Source organism: Massilia jejuensis (genome assembly GCF_042656795.1).
GTDB lineage: Bacteria > Pseudomonadota > Gammaproteobacteria > Burkholderiales > Burkholderiaceae_D > Telluria > Telluria jejuensis.
The window spans coordinates 59,903-73,978 of record NZ_JBHSMS010000053.1; the positions used below are offsets into that span (position 1 = coordinate 59,903).

The 14,076-nt window shown below is 64.9% G+C and carries 13 protein-coding genes and 1 tRNA gene; 7 read left to right on the forward strand and 7 right to left on the reverse strand.

Annotated elements, in window-relative coordinates; genetic code table 11:
- Positions 1-61: 61 nt before the first annotated feature.
- The 3 genes from ACFPOU_RS16640 to ACFPOU_RS16650 are packed head-to-tail and all read right to left on the reverse strand — an operon-like array spanning position 62 to position 2,285.
- Positions 62-1,051, reverse strand: a complete 990-nt coding sequence (locus ACFPOU_RS16640) for a hypothetical protein (RefSeq protein WP_379723564.1) — start codon at positions 1,049-1,051, stop codon at positions 62-64.
- On the reverse strand, positions 1,048-1,920 hold the full coding sequence (locus tag ACFPOU_RS16645; protein ID WP_379723567.1) for an ABC transporter ATP-binding protein: 873 nt from the start codon (positions 1,918-1,920) through the stop codon (positions 1,048-1,050). Before ACFPOU_RS16645 ends, ACFPOU_RS16640 begins: the two co-directional genes overlap by 4 nt.
- A complete protein-coding gene (locus tag ACFPOU_RS16650) occupies positions 1,917-2,285 on the reverse strand; it encodes a GntR family transcriptional regulator (RefSeq protein ID WP_379723571.1) in 369 nt (122 codons plus the stop codon). Before ACFPOU_RS16650 ends, ACFPOU_RS16645 begins: the two co-directional genes overlap by 4 nt.
- Before the next feature lie 438 nt (positions 2,286-2,723).
- Between ACFPOU_RS16650 and ACFPOU_RS16655 the strand changes: the two genes are divergently transcribed.
- Positions 2,724-4,937 (forward strand): NHL repeat-containing protein, encoded by a 2,214-nt coding sequence (locus ACFPOU_RS16655; protein WP_379723574.1) that lies wholly within the window; start codon positions 2,724-2,726, stop codon positions 4,935-4,937.
- Positions 4,938-5,103: 166 nt separating this feature from the next.
- On the opposite strand, the gene ACFPOU_RS16660 is transcribed toward ACFPOU_RS16655, so the two are convergent.
- The 3 genes from ACFPOU_RS16660 to ACFPOU_RS16670 all read right to left on the reverse strand — a co-directional run bounded on the left by ACFPOU_RS16660 (position 5,104) and on the right by ACFPOU_RS16670 (position 7,077).
- A complete protein-coding gene (locus ACFPOU_RS16660) occupies positions 5,104-5,862 on the reverse strand; it encodes a UDP-2,3-diacylglucosamine diphosphatase (protein WP_379723577.1) in 759 nt (252 codons plus the stop codon).
- A gap of 43 nt (positions 5,863-5,905) precedes the next feature.
- Positions 5,906-6,400 (reverse strand): peptidylprolyl isomerase, encoded by a 495-nt coding sequence (locus ACFPOU_RS16665; protein WP_379723580.1) that lies wholly within the window; start codon positions 6,398-6,400, stop codon positions 5,906-5,908.
- A 65-nt stretch (positions 6,401-6,465) separates the two neighbouring features.
- Positions 6,466-7,077, reverse strand: a complete 612-nt coding sequence (locus ACFPOU_RS16670) for a peptidylprolyl isomerase (protein WP_379723583.1) — start codon at positions 7,075-7,077, stop codon at positions 6,466-6,468.
- Positions 7,078-7,332: 255 nt separating this feature from the next.
- Here ACFPOU_RS16670 and cysS point away from each other — a divergent pair, with 255 nt between their 5' ends.
- The 6 genes from cysS (at position 7,333) to ACFPOU_RS16700 (ending at position 13,496) form a co-directional block, all read left to right on the forward strand.
- A complete protein-coding gene (cysS, locus tag ACFPOU_RS16675; protein ID WP_379723586.1) occupies positions 7,333-8,736 on the forward strand; it encodes a cysteine--tRNA ligase in 1,404 nt (467 codons plus the stop codon).
- Entirely contained in the window at positions 8,736-9,443 is a 708-nt protein-coding gene (locus ACFPOU_RS16680) for a DNA-3-methyladenine glycosylase family protein (RefSeq protein WP_379723671.1), read from the forward strand. The genes cysS and ACFPOU_RS16680 overlap by 1 nt, the downstream gene beginning before the upstream one ends.
- A 68-nt stretch (positions 9,444-9,511) precedes the next feature.
- Entirely contained in the window at positions 9,512-10,489 is a 978-nt protein-coding gene (locus ACFPOU_RS16685; protein WP_379723589.1) for an acetyl-CoA carboxylase carboxyltransferase subunit alpha, read from the forward strand.
- A 10-nt stretch (positions 10,490-10,499) separates the two neighbouring features.
- Positions 10,500-11,924 (forward strand): tRNA lysidine(34) synthetase TilS, encoded by a 1,425-nt coding sequence (gene tilS, locus ACFPOU_RS16690; protein WP_379723592.1) that lies wholly within the window; start codon positions 10,500-10,502, stop codon positions 11,922-11,924.
- Positions 11,925-12,059: 135 nt separating this feature from the next.
- Complete coding sequence (locus tag ACFPOU_RS16695; protein WP_379723595.1) at positions 12,060-13,307, forward strand: aspartate kinase; 1,248 nt, start codon at positions 12,060-12,062, stop codon at positions 13,305-13,307.
- A 96-nt stretch (positions 13,308-13,403) separates the two neighbouring features.
- A tRNA-Ser gene (locus ACFPOU_RS16700) sits at positions 13,404-13,496 on the forward strand.
- Between the two features lie 72 nt (positions 13,497-13,568).
- Here the strand turns inward: ACFPOU_RS16700 and ACFPOU_RS16705 are convergent.
- Positions 13,569-14,015 (reverse strand): hypothetical protein, encoded by a 447-nt coding sequence (locus tag ACFPOU_RS16705; RefSeq protein WP_379723597.1) that lies wholly within the window; start codon positions 14,013-14,015, stop codon positions 13,569-13,571.
- Between the last annotated feature and the right edge of the window lie 61 nt (positions 14,016-14,076).

Consider the following 14,076-nt stretch of genomic DNA (forward strand, 5'->3'; position numbering starts at 1 on the left):
CGCGGCGCCCGACAGGAAACGCGGCCCCGCGGCCGCGTTTTTCCATGGGCCGCCCGCAAAGTCAGCCTTCGTCGCGCCAGCGGCGCAGGCGGATGGCGCCGGCAATCATCGCCACGCCAGCCACGACGCCGGCCCACAGCGCAGGCTTGCCCAGCGTCGACCACGAGTACTGGAGCATGGTCATCATGTCGACGCCGTTGCGGGTCGGCAGCGGCAGCTCGCCGCCGGCGTTCATGAACCAGGTGCCGGGGATCAGGCCGAGCAGGATGGCTTCCAGCACGTTGTTGATGACCCAGTCGGCATGGATGGTGACGCCGCCCGTCATGGCCAGCAGATAGTCGAGCCACTTGAGCAGCACGGCGGCCATCAGCGGCACGCCCACGGCCCACAGGAAGACCTTCGACCTGGCCCAGCTCGATACCAGCAGCAGCCAGCCCGCGGTCGGCAGCGCCCACAGAACATAGACCGGCAGCATGCCCACCAGGTAGAAGGGCGCCAGGTAGAAGTTGACGTTGGTGAGCACCGCGCCGAACAGGCTCACGCCGTGGTAACTGGTGGCGATTCCGGCGAAGAACAGGATCGCGAGGGCCGCCGCCGTGGCCACGCCGATCGTGATCAGGGGTGCCACGACGAGCACGGTGACCAGTTTCGAGAGCACCGTCTCGGCGTCCGAGATCGGCAGCGACTTCCAGAACAGGATGCTGCGGTCGCGCCGGTCGTCGTACAGCGCGGCCAGGCAGTAAAAGAAGGCGACGATCGGCAGCACGAAGAAGATCGGCGCACCCACCGCGATGTAGTTGTTCGCCGCGACGCTGGCCATCTGCGCGCGCGACTCGATCGAGACCACCTTCGCCACGGAGGTGTTGTGCACTTCCTCGCCCTCGACCCTGATGCTGATGTTGTCGGTGGCCAGCTTGCCCGACGCGATGCCGTAGCCGACGACGGCGCCCACCAGCACCACCATGATCGCAGCGGCGATCAGCGGCGCCCAGACGAAGCCTCCCTTGTTCTCCCAGAACTCGCGGCGCAGCAGCCATTTCATCGTATTCATGCGTAGGTCCCTTTCATCGTTGCCACGAACAGGTCGGCCACGCTCGGATTGCGCGTTTCGCCGAGGGCGGAGAGCTGGGCGCGCGAGACGCCGCCGGCCCGGGCCGAGTCGAACAGCATCACCGACTTGCCGAACACGGTGCGCTGGTCGAGCGGCTGCAACGCGTTGGCGGCATTGACCTTGTCGGCGGCGACCATTACTTCCACGTAGCGTTCGCCCACTTCGTCCATCGAGGCGGCCAGCACGATCTTGCCGTCGCGGATGAAGAGCAGGTCGGTCAGGATGTGCTCGACCTCCTCGACCTGGTGGGTGGTGATGATGATCGTCTTGTTCTCGTCAAAATAGTCTTCCAGCAGGTTCTGGTAGAACTGCTTGCGGTAGATGATGTCCAGGCCCAGGGTCGGCTCGTCGAGCACCAGCAGCTTGGCGTCGATCGCCATCACCAGCGCCAGGTGCAGCTGGACGATCATGCCCTTCGACATTTCCTTGACCTTCATGGTCGGACGCAGGCGGGTGTTGGCGATGTATTTTTCAGCCCGGGAACGGTCGAAGCGCGGATGCACGCCGGCCACGAAGTCGATGGCGTCCATGACCCGCAGCCAGCGCGGCAGGATGGCGACGTCGGCGATGAAGCACACGTCCTGCATCAGGGCGTCGCGATGGGTACGCGGGTCCTTGCCCATCACGCTCAGCTCGCCCTCGAAGGGAATCAGGCCAAGCGCCGCCTTGAGCGTCGTGGTCTTGCCCGAACCGTTGGGGCCGATCAGGCCGACGATGCGCCCGGCCGGAATGTCGAAGTCGATGCCGTCGACGGCCACCTGCTTGCCGTAGCGCTTGGACAGTCCACGGGCGGAGATCACGGCGCTCATGCCGATCCTCCCGGCTGCGCGGTGTCCAGCAGTTGCTCGACGGTCAGGCCGAGCAGGCGGATGCGCTCGACCATGGCCGGCCATTCCTCGCGCAGGAAGCGCTCGCGTTCGCTTGCAAGCAGTTTCTCGCTCGCTCCTTCAGTGACGTACATGCCAATCCCCCTTCGTTTTTCTACTAGGTTTTCGTCCACCAGTTCCTGGTAAGCCTTGGAAACGGTGATCGGGTTCAGTTGGTACTCGGCCGCGACCTGGCGAACCGAGGGCAGGGCGTCGCCGGCTTTCAGGATGCCGTCGAGCATCATGTCGATGACCCGGTCCTTGAGCTGGCGGTAAATGGGTGCGTTGTCGTTCCAGCCGATGCTCATGGATGGCCTTCCCGGCGCCCGGGTCCTGCAGCATGGTCGTGCATGTCTGGCTCCTGTCTATGCATTGTCGATTGGTGTTGTAGTGAACTATAACAGCGACATTCCTGGCGACAGCGGCAATGCGACGGACTGCAGGAAAGACGGCGTGAGCGGCAAAAAGCCGGTGTGCTGCGCAGGCGCGAGCCCATGGCGGCACGCCGGCATTGCCAGGCCTGCACGGGTCATTTCGTGCAAGCATCATAGTGCAAAAAGAAAGCAAGAAAACTCACCAACTGTTACACCGCGTAACTGTTGAGTTCGCTTGTCATAGGAGGCCGTTGCGAAGCGAGCACATGCGCACGATACAATTGCCAGAATTCCATTAAAAAAATTATATTTTGCTATTATGTTGTTACGGAAATGGCGCCGGTCGCGCCGTCAGCGCTCAGGAGAGAAGAAATGAAATTGAAGAAATTTGAATATGCAGTCGCCGTGGCAGTCTTGGCATTGGTAGCCGGTTGCGGCGGCGGCGGTGGCGGTGGCGGCGGCTCGGCGACGACGCCACCCCCGGCCGGCAGCACCCCGCCCGCCACGCCTGGCCAGACCGATTTCACGGTCGGCGGCACCGTCACCGGCCTGCGCGCCGGCGCGACGGTCACCCTGGCCAACGGCGCCGACACCTTGCCGGTCGGCGCGAACGGCAGCTTCGTCTTCCCGACGACGCTCAAGAGCGGCGCCGCCTACGAGATCAAGGTCACGCCACCCGGCGGCTACACGTGCAAGGCCACCGGTGCCAGCGGCGCCGTCGGCACTGCCAATGTCGCCGCGGCCGTCGACTGCGCCCCGAACGTGCTGGCGGGCGTGGTCGGCTCGCTGCAGGAACCGGTTGCCGTCACGAGCGACGGCAAGGGCACCGTCTACGTCCTCGACGCCGGCCTGCATGGCGTGCAGAAGCTGGACGCGGCTGGCGCGCTCGCCATGCTCGCCGGCGGCACCGGCCAGCCCGGTTTGGTTGACGCAAAAGGTAGCGCTGCCCGCTTCTGGCTCGACGGCGATGACAATAACGGCGCCACGGTCGACAGCCAGGGCAATCTCTTCATCATGGACGGCTGCAACGGCGCGATTCGCAAGATGACTCCGGACGGTGTCGTCTCGACCCTGGCCGGCAACGGCACCACCGCCTGCTACAACGTGGCAACGCCCGCCGTGAAAGCCGACGGCACCGGCGCCGCCGCCCGTTTCGAAAAACCGACCTCGATGGCTTCCGACGGCGCTGGCGGCGTGATCGTCATCGATGCCAACGCCGGACTGACGGTGCGCAGGGTCAATTCGGCCGGTGTGGTCGTCACAACGGACTATGCGAACCCGGATCCGAGCCAGCCGACGATCTCGCTGCGCACGATCACCCGGGCCGAGAATGGCACGGTGTACATCGCCGACGCGAACAACCGCATCTGGCGCGATGTCAACGGCAGCCTGGTTCTCCATGCCGGCAGCCTGGTCGGCGGCAGCGCGCAGAACGGTACCGGCGCCAACGCGCGCTTCGTCGCCATCACCGGCATGACCACGACCCCGAACGGCGACCTGTACGTCTCGGACTTCGCATCGGTGCGCAAGGTGACCCCGTCCGGCGTCGTCACGACCCTGGCCGGCAGCGCGACGCGCGGCGACAAGGATGGCGTGGGCAGCGCCGCCGAATTCGGCAACCTGCTCTCCATCGGTTTCGACGGCACGAACCTGTTCGTCGTCGACAGCGGCCAGGAGGTACTGCGCCGCATTACCCTGGACGGCGCCGTCACGACCGTGGCCGCGACGCCCGCGGTGCGCAAGACGATCAACGGCGATGCCGGCAGCGCGCGCTTCGGCTCCTTCAGTTCGCTCGCCGCCGATGCCGAAGGCAACCTGTACTTCGTCGACCCCGTCACCCACGTCCTGCGCAAGGCGACGCCGGCCGGCGTCGTGACGACGGTCGCGGGCGTCGTCGGTAGCGCCGGTCTCGACAACGGTCCGGTCGCCACGGCAAAACTGGCCGCACCGACGCGCGTGGCCACCGGCCGCGACGGCAGCATCTGGGTTGCGCAGAGCCTCGGCCTGCGCCGCATCAAGGATGGCACGGTCACGACCGCCAACGCGTCCGTGCGCCCGATCGGTCTCACGGTCGATAACGAGCACAATGCAATCGTCGTTACCGGCGCGGGGACGGGCGAAGTGCTGCGCGTCACGCCGGCCGGCGTGACCACGAAGCTGGTCGACAAGGCGCAGATCCAGGCCCTGGTCGGCGCAAACGCCAACTTCGTGCCGCAATCGGTCGCTGTCGATGCCGCCGGCAATATCTACATCGGCGATACCGGTACCGTGGCCGTGTACAAGCTGACCCCGGGCGGCGCGCTGACCGTGTTCGCCGGTACGCCATTCAAGGAAACCGGCAATGTCGACGGCGCGGTCAATGTCGCCACGCTGGGCTTCTACGAAGTCGATCACCTGGCGGTCGACGAAAAGGGTTTCCTATACCTGAGCGGATCGGGCAATGTACGCTTGATTAGCCCGGCAGGCGTGGTATCCACTCCGAACTTTGTTTGGGGTAGCGCACCGATTGGCGCGATCACCTACAACAAGGGCAAGCTGATCGGCATGACGCGTTACGCTGTCGTGCAACAATACTTCACGCCGTAAATGTAGGCACGATTGGCTGCTTCTCAGCGGCCGGGTGATCGACGGCCCCCGGGCCGCTCGGCTGGGAGGACGCGGCAGGCACACCCATCGTGCCTGCCGCGTTTTTTTGCTTGTCGCAGTCCGGCCGCAAGTCCCACGTCGGTTGCGGCTGTTTATTCGCGTCCGATCAGGCGGGGCAGCCGTCGAGGGCGTGGCGCGTGATGGCGCCGCCGGCGTCGATGGCGATCCAGCCGCCGCGCGGCGGCGCGCAATCGAGTTCCCAGTCGGGCAGGACGTAACGGCGCCGGTTGCCGTGCACGTGCAGGGCGGGGCGATGGGTGTGGCCATGGATCAGGACATCGGCGCCGGTGGCGGCGAATACCGCCTCGACCGCGGCCGGAGTCACGTCCATGATCTCGCAGGATTTGGCGGTATGGGCGTCGCGGCTGCCTTCGCGCAATCCGGCGATGATGGCCTTGCGCCGGTCCAGCGGCATGGCGAGGAATTGCGCCTGCCAGGCCGGCGCGCGCACCATCGCGCGAAAAGCCATGTAGCCGGTGTCGAGCGTGCATTCGGCGTCGCCATGCACGAGGGCGATGCGCCGGCCGCCGATGGTGGTTACATGCGGCTCGTCGAGCAGGGTCAGGCCGGCGGCCGCGGCGAAGCCGGCGCCGGCCAGGAAGTCGCGGTTGCCCGCCATCCAGAACAATGCGACGCCGGCGTCCGCCAGCGTGCGCAGGCCATGCACGACCCGTGCGTGGAAAGGCGCGTCGAGGTCGTCGTCGCCCGCCCAGTATTCGAAGATATCGCCGAGCAGATACAGCTGGCCGGCATGCGCGGCGTGTTCTTCCAGGAAGCGGAAGAAGGACTCGGCCGTACGCGGATGCGATTCCTGCAGGTGCAGGTCGGAGATGAAAAGCGCGAGCGTGCGCGCGGGAGCGGACATGGAAATGCGGACTCCCGCGCGCAAGTGGGTGACGGTACGACGCTTACTGAACGACTTCGGCTTTTTCGATGATGATCGGCTCGACCGGCACATCGGAGTGCATGCCGGTGCGCGAGGTCTTCACGTTGTTGAGTTCGTCGACGATCTCGGTGCCGGCGGTCACCTTGCCGAAGACCGCATAGCCCCAGCCGTCCTGGCCCGGATAGTTGAGGAAGTCATTGTTCTTGGTGTTGATGAAGAACTGGGCCGATGCCGAGTGCGGCGCCGAGGTGCGGGCCATGGCGACGGTGTACTTGTCGTTCTTCAGGCCGTTCTTGCCTTCGTTCTCGACGGTCGCGCCGGTTTCCTTCTGCTTCATGCCCGGCTCGAAACCGCCGCCCTGGATCATGAAGTCCTTGATCACGCGGTGGAAGATGGTGTTGGTGAAGTGACCCTTGTTCACGTAGTCCAGGAAGTTGGCAACGGTCTTCGGCGCTTTTTCGGCGTCGAGCTCGAGCGTGATATTGCCCTTGTTGGTGGTCAGCAGTACGGAGGTCATGGGAGATCCTGTTCTATTTGTTGATCAAACGTGCAAGGCCGTCATTTTACAACTTATTCGACGATCTACTTGACCAGCCTGTCGCCGGCGAGCACCGTCGTGGAGCGGATCACGACCGGCGTGACCGGCACGTTCTGCATGCCGCGCATGTCGTCGACCACCACGGCCTTGATCTTGTCCACCGTTTCCTGGCCCTGCACCACGCGCCCGAATACCGTATAGCCGTGGCCGTCCTGGCCGGGATAATCGAGGCCGTTATTGTCGTTCACGTTGATAAACCATTGCGACGTGGCTGAATTCGGATCGCCGGTGCGCGCCATGGCGAGCGTGTAGGGCTTGTTCGACAGGCCGTTTTTCGATTCGCTCGGGATCGGCTTGCGCACACCGGGCTTGTCGATCAGTTTCTCGGTATAGCCGCCGGCCTGGATCATGAAGCCGTCGATCACGCGGTGGAAGACCGTGCCTTTATAGAAACCGGATTTAACGTACTGCATGAAGTTGGCGGTACTCTTCGGCGCGTTGGCGGCGTCGAGCTCGACGACGATCTCGCCCATCGTGGTCTTGATGGATACCTGCGGATTGCCGGCGGCGCAGGCGCTGCCGGCCAGGCCCAGGGCCAGGGCGGCGCCGGCCAGGCGGGCGAAGAGGGCGCGGCGGGCTTGTTTTTGTACGGTCATGGAGCGTCTCCTCGGTGGACGTGGCGCAAAGCCCTGTCAAGTCTTTTGCGGAAAAATAAACCTGAGCCGTAGGCGGCCAGTCGGGATTTTATCAATGCTATACTTTGCGCAGAACGTCCCATTCTATCAAATAAGAACAACACGGAGGGCTTGACGGTCTCGACGCAACGACGATCCCGGCACGCGCCACGCGGCGAACGTGCCCGGGATTCGTATTGCTCCGGGCGTCCACTCCCTCTCGATTCATCACACCCAATGAGCCAATTAAAGATTTACAACACGCTGGCGCGCGAGAAGCAGGTATTCGTTCCGAGGGAGGCCGGCAAGGTCGGCATGTATGTCTGCGGCATGACCGTCTATGACTACTGCCACGTCGGCCACGCGCGCATGATGATGGCGTTCGACCTCATCTATCGCTGGCTCATGGAATCGGGGTATGCGGTCAAGTACGTGCGCAACATCACGGACATCGACGACAAGATCATCAAGCGCGCGGTCGAGAACGGCGAAACCCTGTCCTCGCTGGTGACGCGCTTTACCAAGTACATGGACGAAGACACGGCCGCGCTCGGCATCCTGCCGGCCAGCTTCGTGCCGCGCGCCACCGAACACGTGCCGGGCATGCTGTCGATCATCGAGCAGCTCGAAAGCAAGGGCCTTGCCTATCGAAGCGCGGACGGCGATGTCAATTATGCGGTGCGCAGCTTCCCGGACTACGGCAAGCTCTCGGGCAAGTCGCTCGACGACCTGCGCGCCGGCGAGCGCGTCGACGTCAACACGGGAAAGCGCGATCCGCTCGACTTCGTGCTCTGGAAGGCGGCCAAGGAATCGGAACCGGCCGAGGCGAAATGGGATTCGAAATGGGGCCGCGGGCGCCCGGGCTGGCACATCGAGTGCTCGGCCATGGCCTGCTCGCTGCTGGGCGAACACTTCGACATCCATGGCGGCGGCCAGGACCTGCAGTTCCCGCACCACGAAAACGAGATCGCCCAGAGCGAAGGCGCCTTCGGTGCGCCGATGGTCAACTACTGGATCCACAACGGGTTCGTGCGGGTCGATAACGAGAAGATGTCCAAGTCCCTGGGCAATTTCTTCACGATCCGCGACGTCTTGAAGAAGTACGATGCCGAAGTGATCCGCTTCTTCATTGCGCGCGCCCATTACCGCAGCCCATTGAATTACTCCGACGTCCACCTCGACGACGCCAGGGGTGCGCTCACGCGCCTGTACACGGCGCTTGCCGACGTCGAGCTGGGCGACGAGGCAGCGGCGGTCGACTGGGAAGAGGCGCACGCACTGCGGTTTCGCGAAGCGATGGACGACGACTTCAATACGCCGCTGGCGATGGCCGCGCTGTTCGACCTGGCAAGCGAGGTCAACCGTACCAAGTCGGCCGGGACGGCGCGCCAGTTGAAAGCGCTGGCCGGCGTGCTCGGCTTGCTGCAGCGGGCGCCGCGCGAATTCCTGCGCGCCGGAGGCGGGCAGGAGGGGCAGGGCGGGCTCGGCGAGGCCGACATTGCCGACCTGATCGCGGCCCGCGCCGCCGCCAAGAAAGCGCGTAATTTCGCCCAGGCCGACGGCATCCGCGCCGAGCTGGTTGCCGCCGGGATCATCCTGGAAGACAAGCCGGACGGGACGACGAACTGGCGTCGCGCATGATGGCAGCGGAAAAGGACAACGGCGCCGCCGGCGTGCCGGAACTCGAGGTGCCCGCGTACTGGGCCGAGGCGAAAGCGGAGCTGATGAAGCGCGACCGCATCATGAAGCGCCTCATCCCGCAATTCGGCGACATGCACCTGAAGGGCCACCCGGACCCGTTCACGACGCTGGCGCGCTCGATCGTCGGCCAGCAGGTCACGCCCAAGGCCGCCGACGCCGCCTGGACCAAGCTTGGCCAGTGCTGCCCGAAACTCACGCCGGCCCAGATCCTGAAACTCGGCGCCGAGCAGTTGTCCGCCTGCGGCTTATCGAAGCGCAAGACCGAATACATCCTCGACCTGGCCGACCATTTCAAGGCCAAGCGCGTGCACGCCAACCTGTGGTCCGAGATGGACGACGAGGCAGTGATCGCCGAGCTGGTGCAGATTCGCGGCATCAGCCGCTGGACGGCCGAGATGTTCCTCGTCTTTAACCTGCTGCGTCCGAACGTGCTGCCGCTCGACGACCCTGGCCTGATCCAGGGCATCAGCCAGAATTATTTCTCCGGTGAGCCTGTCTCGCGCAGCGATGCGCGCGAAGTGGCGGCCAACTGGGAACCCTGGCGCACGGTCGCCACCTGGTATTTGTGGCGCAGCCTGGACCCCGCATCGGTGCCAGGTTCGGCATCGGCTCTGGCCTCCGCAGCGGCGTCCGGTACGGTAGAATAACGCCAAATTGCCATGGCGCGCCGTGTGTCCGCCCAGCGCCGCGGCCACAGAACAACCCCGGAGGTACAATGACTAAAACAACTTTCCTCAGTTTCGAGCAGCCAATTGCCGAGCTCGATTCCAAAATCGAAGAGCTGCGTTTCGTCCAGGACGATTCCGCCGTCGACATTTCGGAAGAAATCGACCGCCTGGACAAGAAGAGCCAGCAGCTGACCAAGGACATCTACGCCAAGCTCACGCCGTGGCAAGTGGCGCAGATCGCACGTCACCCGCAGCGGCCGTACACGATGGATTACGTGAACGATATCTTCACCGACTTCCACGAGCTGCGCGGCGACCGCACCTTCGCCGACGACCAGTCGATCGTCGGCGGCCTGGCGCGCTTCAATGGCCAGGCCTGCATGGTGATCGGCCACCAGAAGGGCCGCGACACGAAGGAGCGCGCGATGCGCAACTTCGGCATGCCGAAGCCGGAAGGCTACCGCAAGGCGATGCGCCTGATGAAGGTCGCCGAAAAATTCAACCTGCCGATCTTCACCTTCGTCGACACCCCGGGCGCCTTTCCCGGTATCGATGCCGAAGAGCGCGGCCAGTCGGAAGCCATCGGCCACAACCTGTACGTCATGGCCGAGCTGAAAGTGCCGTTGATCGCCACCATCATCGGCGAAGGCGGTTCCGGCGGCGCGCTGGCCATCGCCGTCGGCGACGCCGTCCTGATGCTGCAGTACGCGACCTATTCGGTCATTTCGCCCGAGGGCTGCGCCTCGATCCTCTGGAAAACCTCGGAACGCGCGGCCGACGCCGCCGACGCCCTCGGCCTGACCGCGCACCGCCTGAAAGCGATGGGCGTGATCGACAAGATCGTCACCGAGCCGCTCGGCGGCGCCCACCGCGATCCGAAGGCCATGGCCCAGATGCTCAAGCGCGCACTGGCCGACACGCTGCGCCAGTTCCAGGGCATGAAGACCAAGGACCTGCTCGAAGCCCGTCACCAGAAACTGATGGCTTACGGGAAGTTCAAGGAAACCACCCCAAGCGAAGAGTGAGCCCCACCCAGTGAGCAGTCCCGCAGCCGGGTCCGTCCCGGCGACTTTTGCGCACGCGCTGGCGTCCCTGCTCGCGCAGCGCAACCCGGTTTCCCCCGCCACCATCGCCATCGCCTGCAGCGGCGGTCTCGATTCCATGGTTCTGCTGCAGCTGGCATCGCGCTGGTGCCGCGAGCACGGACACACGCTCCTCGTCTTCCACGTCCATCACGGCCTGAGCACGAACGCCGACGCCTGGCAGCGCCATGTGGAGGCCAGCGCGGCCGCGCTCGGCGTGCGCGCCGACCACCGGCGCGTCGTGGTCGATCGCGGCGGCTCGGGCACGGAAGCGGCGGCGCGCAAGCTGCGCTACCGGGCGCTGGGCGACCTGTGCCGCGAGCATCGCGCCACCGTGCTGCTGACCGCCCATCACCTCGACGACCAGGCCGAAACCGTGCTGCTGCAATTGCTGCGCGGCTCGGGGCCGGCCGGACTGTCGGGCATGGACGCGGCCAACAGCGCGCCCGGGCTGCTCGGCAATCCGGACCTGCTCATGGCGCGGCCGCTGCTGCCGCTGTCACGCGCCGAGCTCGCCGCGTATGCCCACGACGCCGGGCTCGACTGGGTCGAGGACGAGTCGAACAGCGACACCCGCTACGCGCGCAACGCCTTGCGCCAGCGCGTGATGCCGGCCCTGGCCCAGGCCTTTCCCGGCTTCCAGCAGCGCTTCGCGCGCAGCGCGGCGCACGCCCAGTCGGCGCAGCGCCTGCTTGCGGAGCTGGCCGAAGGCGACCTGGCCGAGCTCCTGGTCGACGGCGCCATCGACGTGGGCCGCCTGCGCACGATGAGCCTGGACCGCGTCTACAACCTGCTGCGCCACTGGTTCGCGACCCAGGGCCTGGCGATGCCCTCGACCGCCTGGTTGAGCGAGATGGTGGCGCAACTCATCGAAGCACGCCACGACGCCCAGCTGCTGGTGACCCATCCGGCCTGCCACATCCGGCGCCACCGCGACCGGCTGTACATCACGCCCAGGCTGGCTGACCTGGCCGGCATGCGCGATCCCGACGACGCAGGCATCATCGACAAGCCGGGCCAGTCCTTCCGCTGGCAGGGCGAAACGCAGCTTGCGTTTCCGGCCTATGGCGGCGTGCTGCACGTCGAGCCGGCCGCGGGCGGCGTCGGCGTCGACCCGGCCTGGCTGCGCGCGCAAGCGCTCGTCATCGACTTCCGCAAGGGCGGCGAGCGCCTGAAGCTGGCCCCGAACCGCCCGACGCGGGGCTTGAAGGCGCATTACCAGGCCGCCGGCATCCCGGCCTGGGAGCGGGCCCGCCTGCCGATCGTGAGCAGCGCGGGCGAGCTGCTGTTCGCGGCCGGGCTGGGCATGGATTGCCGGCATTCCAGTGCGGACGCCACGACGGCGCTCGCCTTGCGCTGGGAATGCCGGCTCGAATAGTGTTTAAGCGAAAAGCGAATTACCTTATTTTCTTTTCGTATAGCTTTTCGGATTTCCCTCCTTGTGACCTTGCACTGCAACATGCTAGAGTTGGGGTTCCCTTTTCACCCTCTCCACGCTGGGAAGCTTCCTGTTATGGCTTTAATTGTCCACAAATACGGTGGTACGTCGATGGGTTCGACGGACCGCATCAAGAACGTCGCCGCCCGCGTCGCCAAGTGGCACGACGCCGGCTACAAGATCGTCGTGGTACCGTCGGCCATGTCGGGCGAGACCAACCGCCTGATCGGCCTGGCCAAGGAAATCATGGCACAGCCCGATCCGCGCGAGCTGGACATGATTGCCTCGACCGGCGAACAGGTGTCGGTCGGCCTGCTGGCGATGGCGCTGCTGGCGATCGGCAAGGACGCCGTGTCCTACACCGGCTGGCAGGTCGGCATCCGCACCGATTCCTCGTTCACCAAGGCGCGCATCCAGTCGATCGACGATTCGCGCGTACGGGCCGACCTCGACGCGGGCAAGATCGTCATCATCACCGGTTTCCAGGGCGTGGATGAGCAGGGCAATATCTCGACCCTGGGCCGCGGCGGCTCGGACACCTCGGCCGTGGCGATCGCCGCCGCCCTGAAGGCCGACGAGTGCCTGATCTACACCGACGTCGACGGCGTCTATACGACCGACCCGCGCGTCGTCGACGAAGCCCGCCGGCTGGAAAAGATTACATTTGAAGAAATGCTGGAACTGGCCTCGCTCGGCTCGAAAGTGCTGCAGACGCGCTCGGTCGAGTTCGCCGGCAACTACCGGATGCCGACACGCGTGCTGTCGTCGCTGACCGATCCCCACATGCCCCTGGCAGAAGAAGCCAACTCCGGCACCCTGATTTCGTTCGAGGAAGAAACCAACATGGAACAAGCCGTCATCTCCGGTATCGCATTCACCCGTGATGAAGCCAAGATTACCGTCATCGGCGTGCCCGACAAGCCGGGCGTCGCTTACCACATCCTGGGTCCGGTGTCGGACGCCAATATCGAAGTGGACATGATCATCCAGAACCAGTCGGTCGATGGCAAGACCGACTTTACCTTCACCGTGTCGCGCGGCGACTACCAGCGCGCGCTGGCGGTGCTGGAAGATAAACGCGAAGAACTCGGTTACGTGCGCATCGTCGGCGACGCCAAGGTGTCGAAGGTGTCGGCGGTCGGGGTGGGCATGCGCAGCCACGTCGGCGTGGCCTCGCAGATGTTCCGCACGCTGGCCGAGGAGGGCATCAACATCATGATGATCTCGACCTCCGAGATCAAGATTTCGGTGCTGATCGACGAGAAATATATGGAGCTGGCCGTTCGTGCTCTGCATAAAGCTTTTGACTTGGAGAAAGCTTAACTTTTTCCATATTTTTGGCCGCGCCGCCTTGACCAATCGGGCACCGGCCATTAAGATGCTTGCACTCAGCGCTAGCGAATGCTGCTGGTGTTGATTGGAGACGTGGCCGAGTGGCCGAAGGCACATCCCTGCTAAGGATGCATACGGCTTATACCTGTATCGTGGGTTCGAATCCCACCGTCTCCGCCAGGATCAAGAAAAAAAGCCACCGCAAGGTGGCTTTTTTTCGTTAACCCCGCGTTCCGCTGATCGAGCCCTTCCTCAACCTTTGCGCCGGCGTCCCGGCATGACCTTTGGCGGCTGGCGCACGGGAGCATGATGCGGCGCCGTCACGACCGGCCGCGCCAGCACCAGTGCCAGGTCGGTCGTGAGCCGATGCAGCGAGAGCAGGTCGGCGGCGGCTGCCAGGGCGGCGCGTCCGAGCGCGGCGGCTCCCGATTCGACCTGGGGGATGATCCGGTGTAGCGAAGCGAGCAGCAGCGCGTTCCCGGCCAGCCGCTCGTGCAGGCCGTCGAATCCCAGCGTTTCCATCACCGTGTCCTCGTGCGCCAGATCCGCTTCGATCGCGCCCACCACGGCTTCGAATCCGGCGCAGAACGCGCCGTCGTCGAGGGAAGCGAGATGGTGGATGCGGACGAACAGGAGCTTGCGCGCGCGGCGCAGGGCGGCGGCGGCGGTATGGGGCGCGGAAGCGGGAAGGGGAGCCATTGGATGCGCCGGCAAGGGATATTCGGCCATTGTGCACCGGGTATCGTGAAGATCCTTGCGG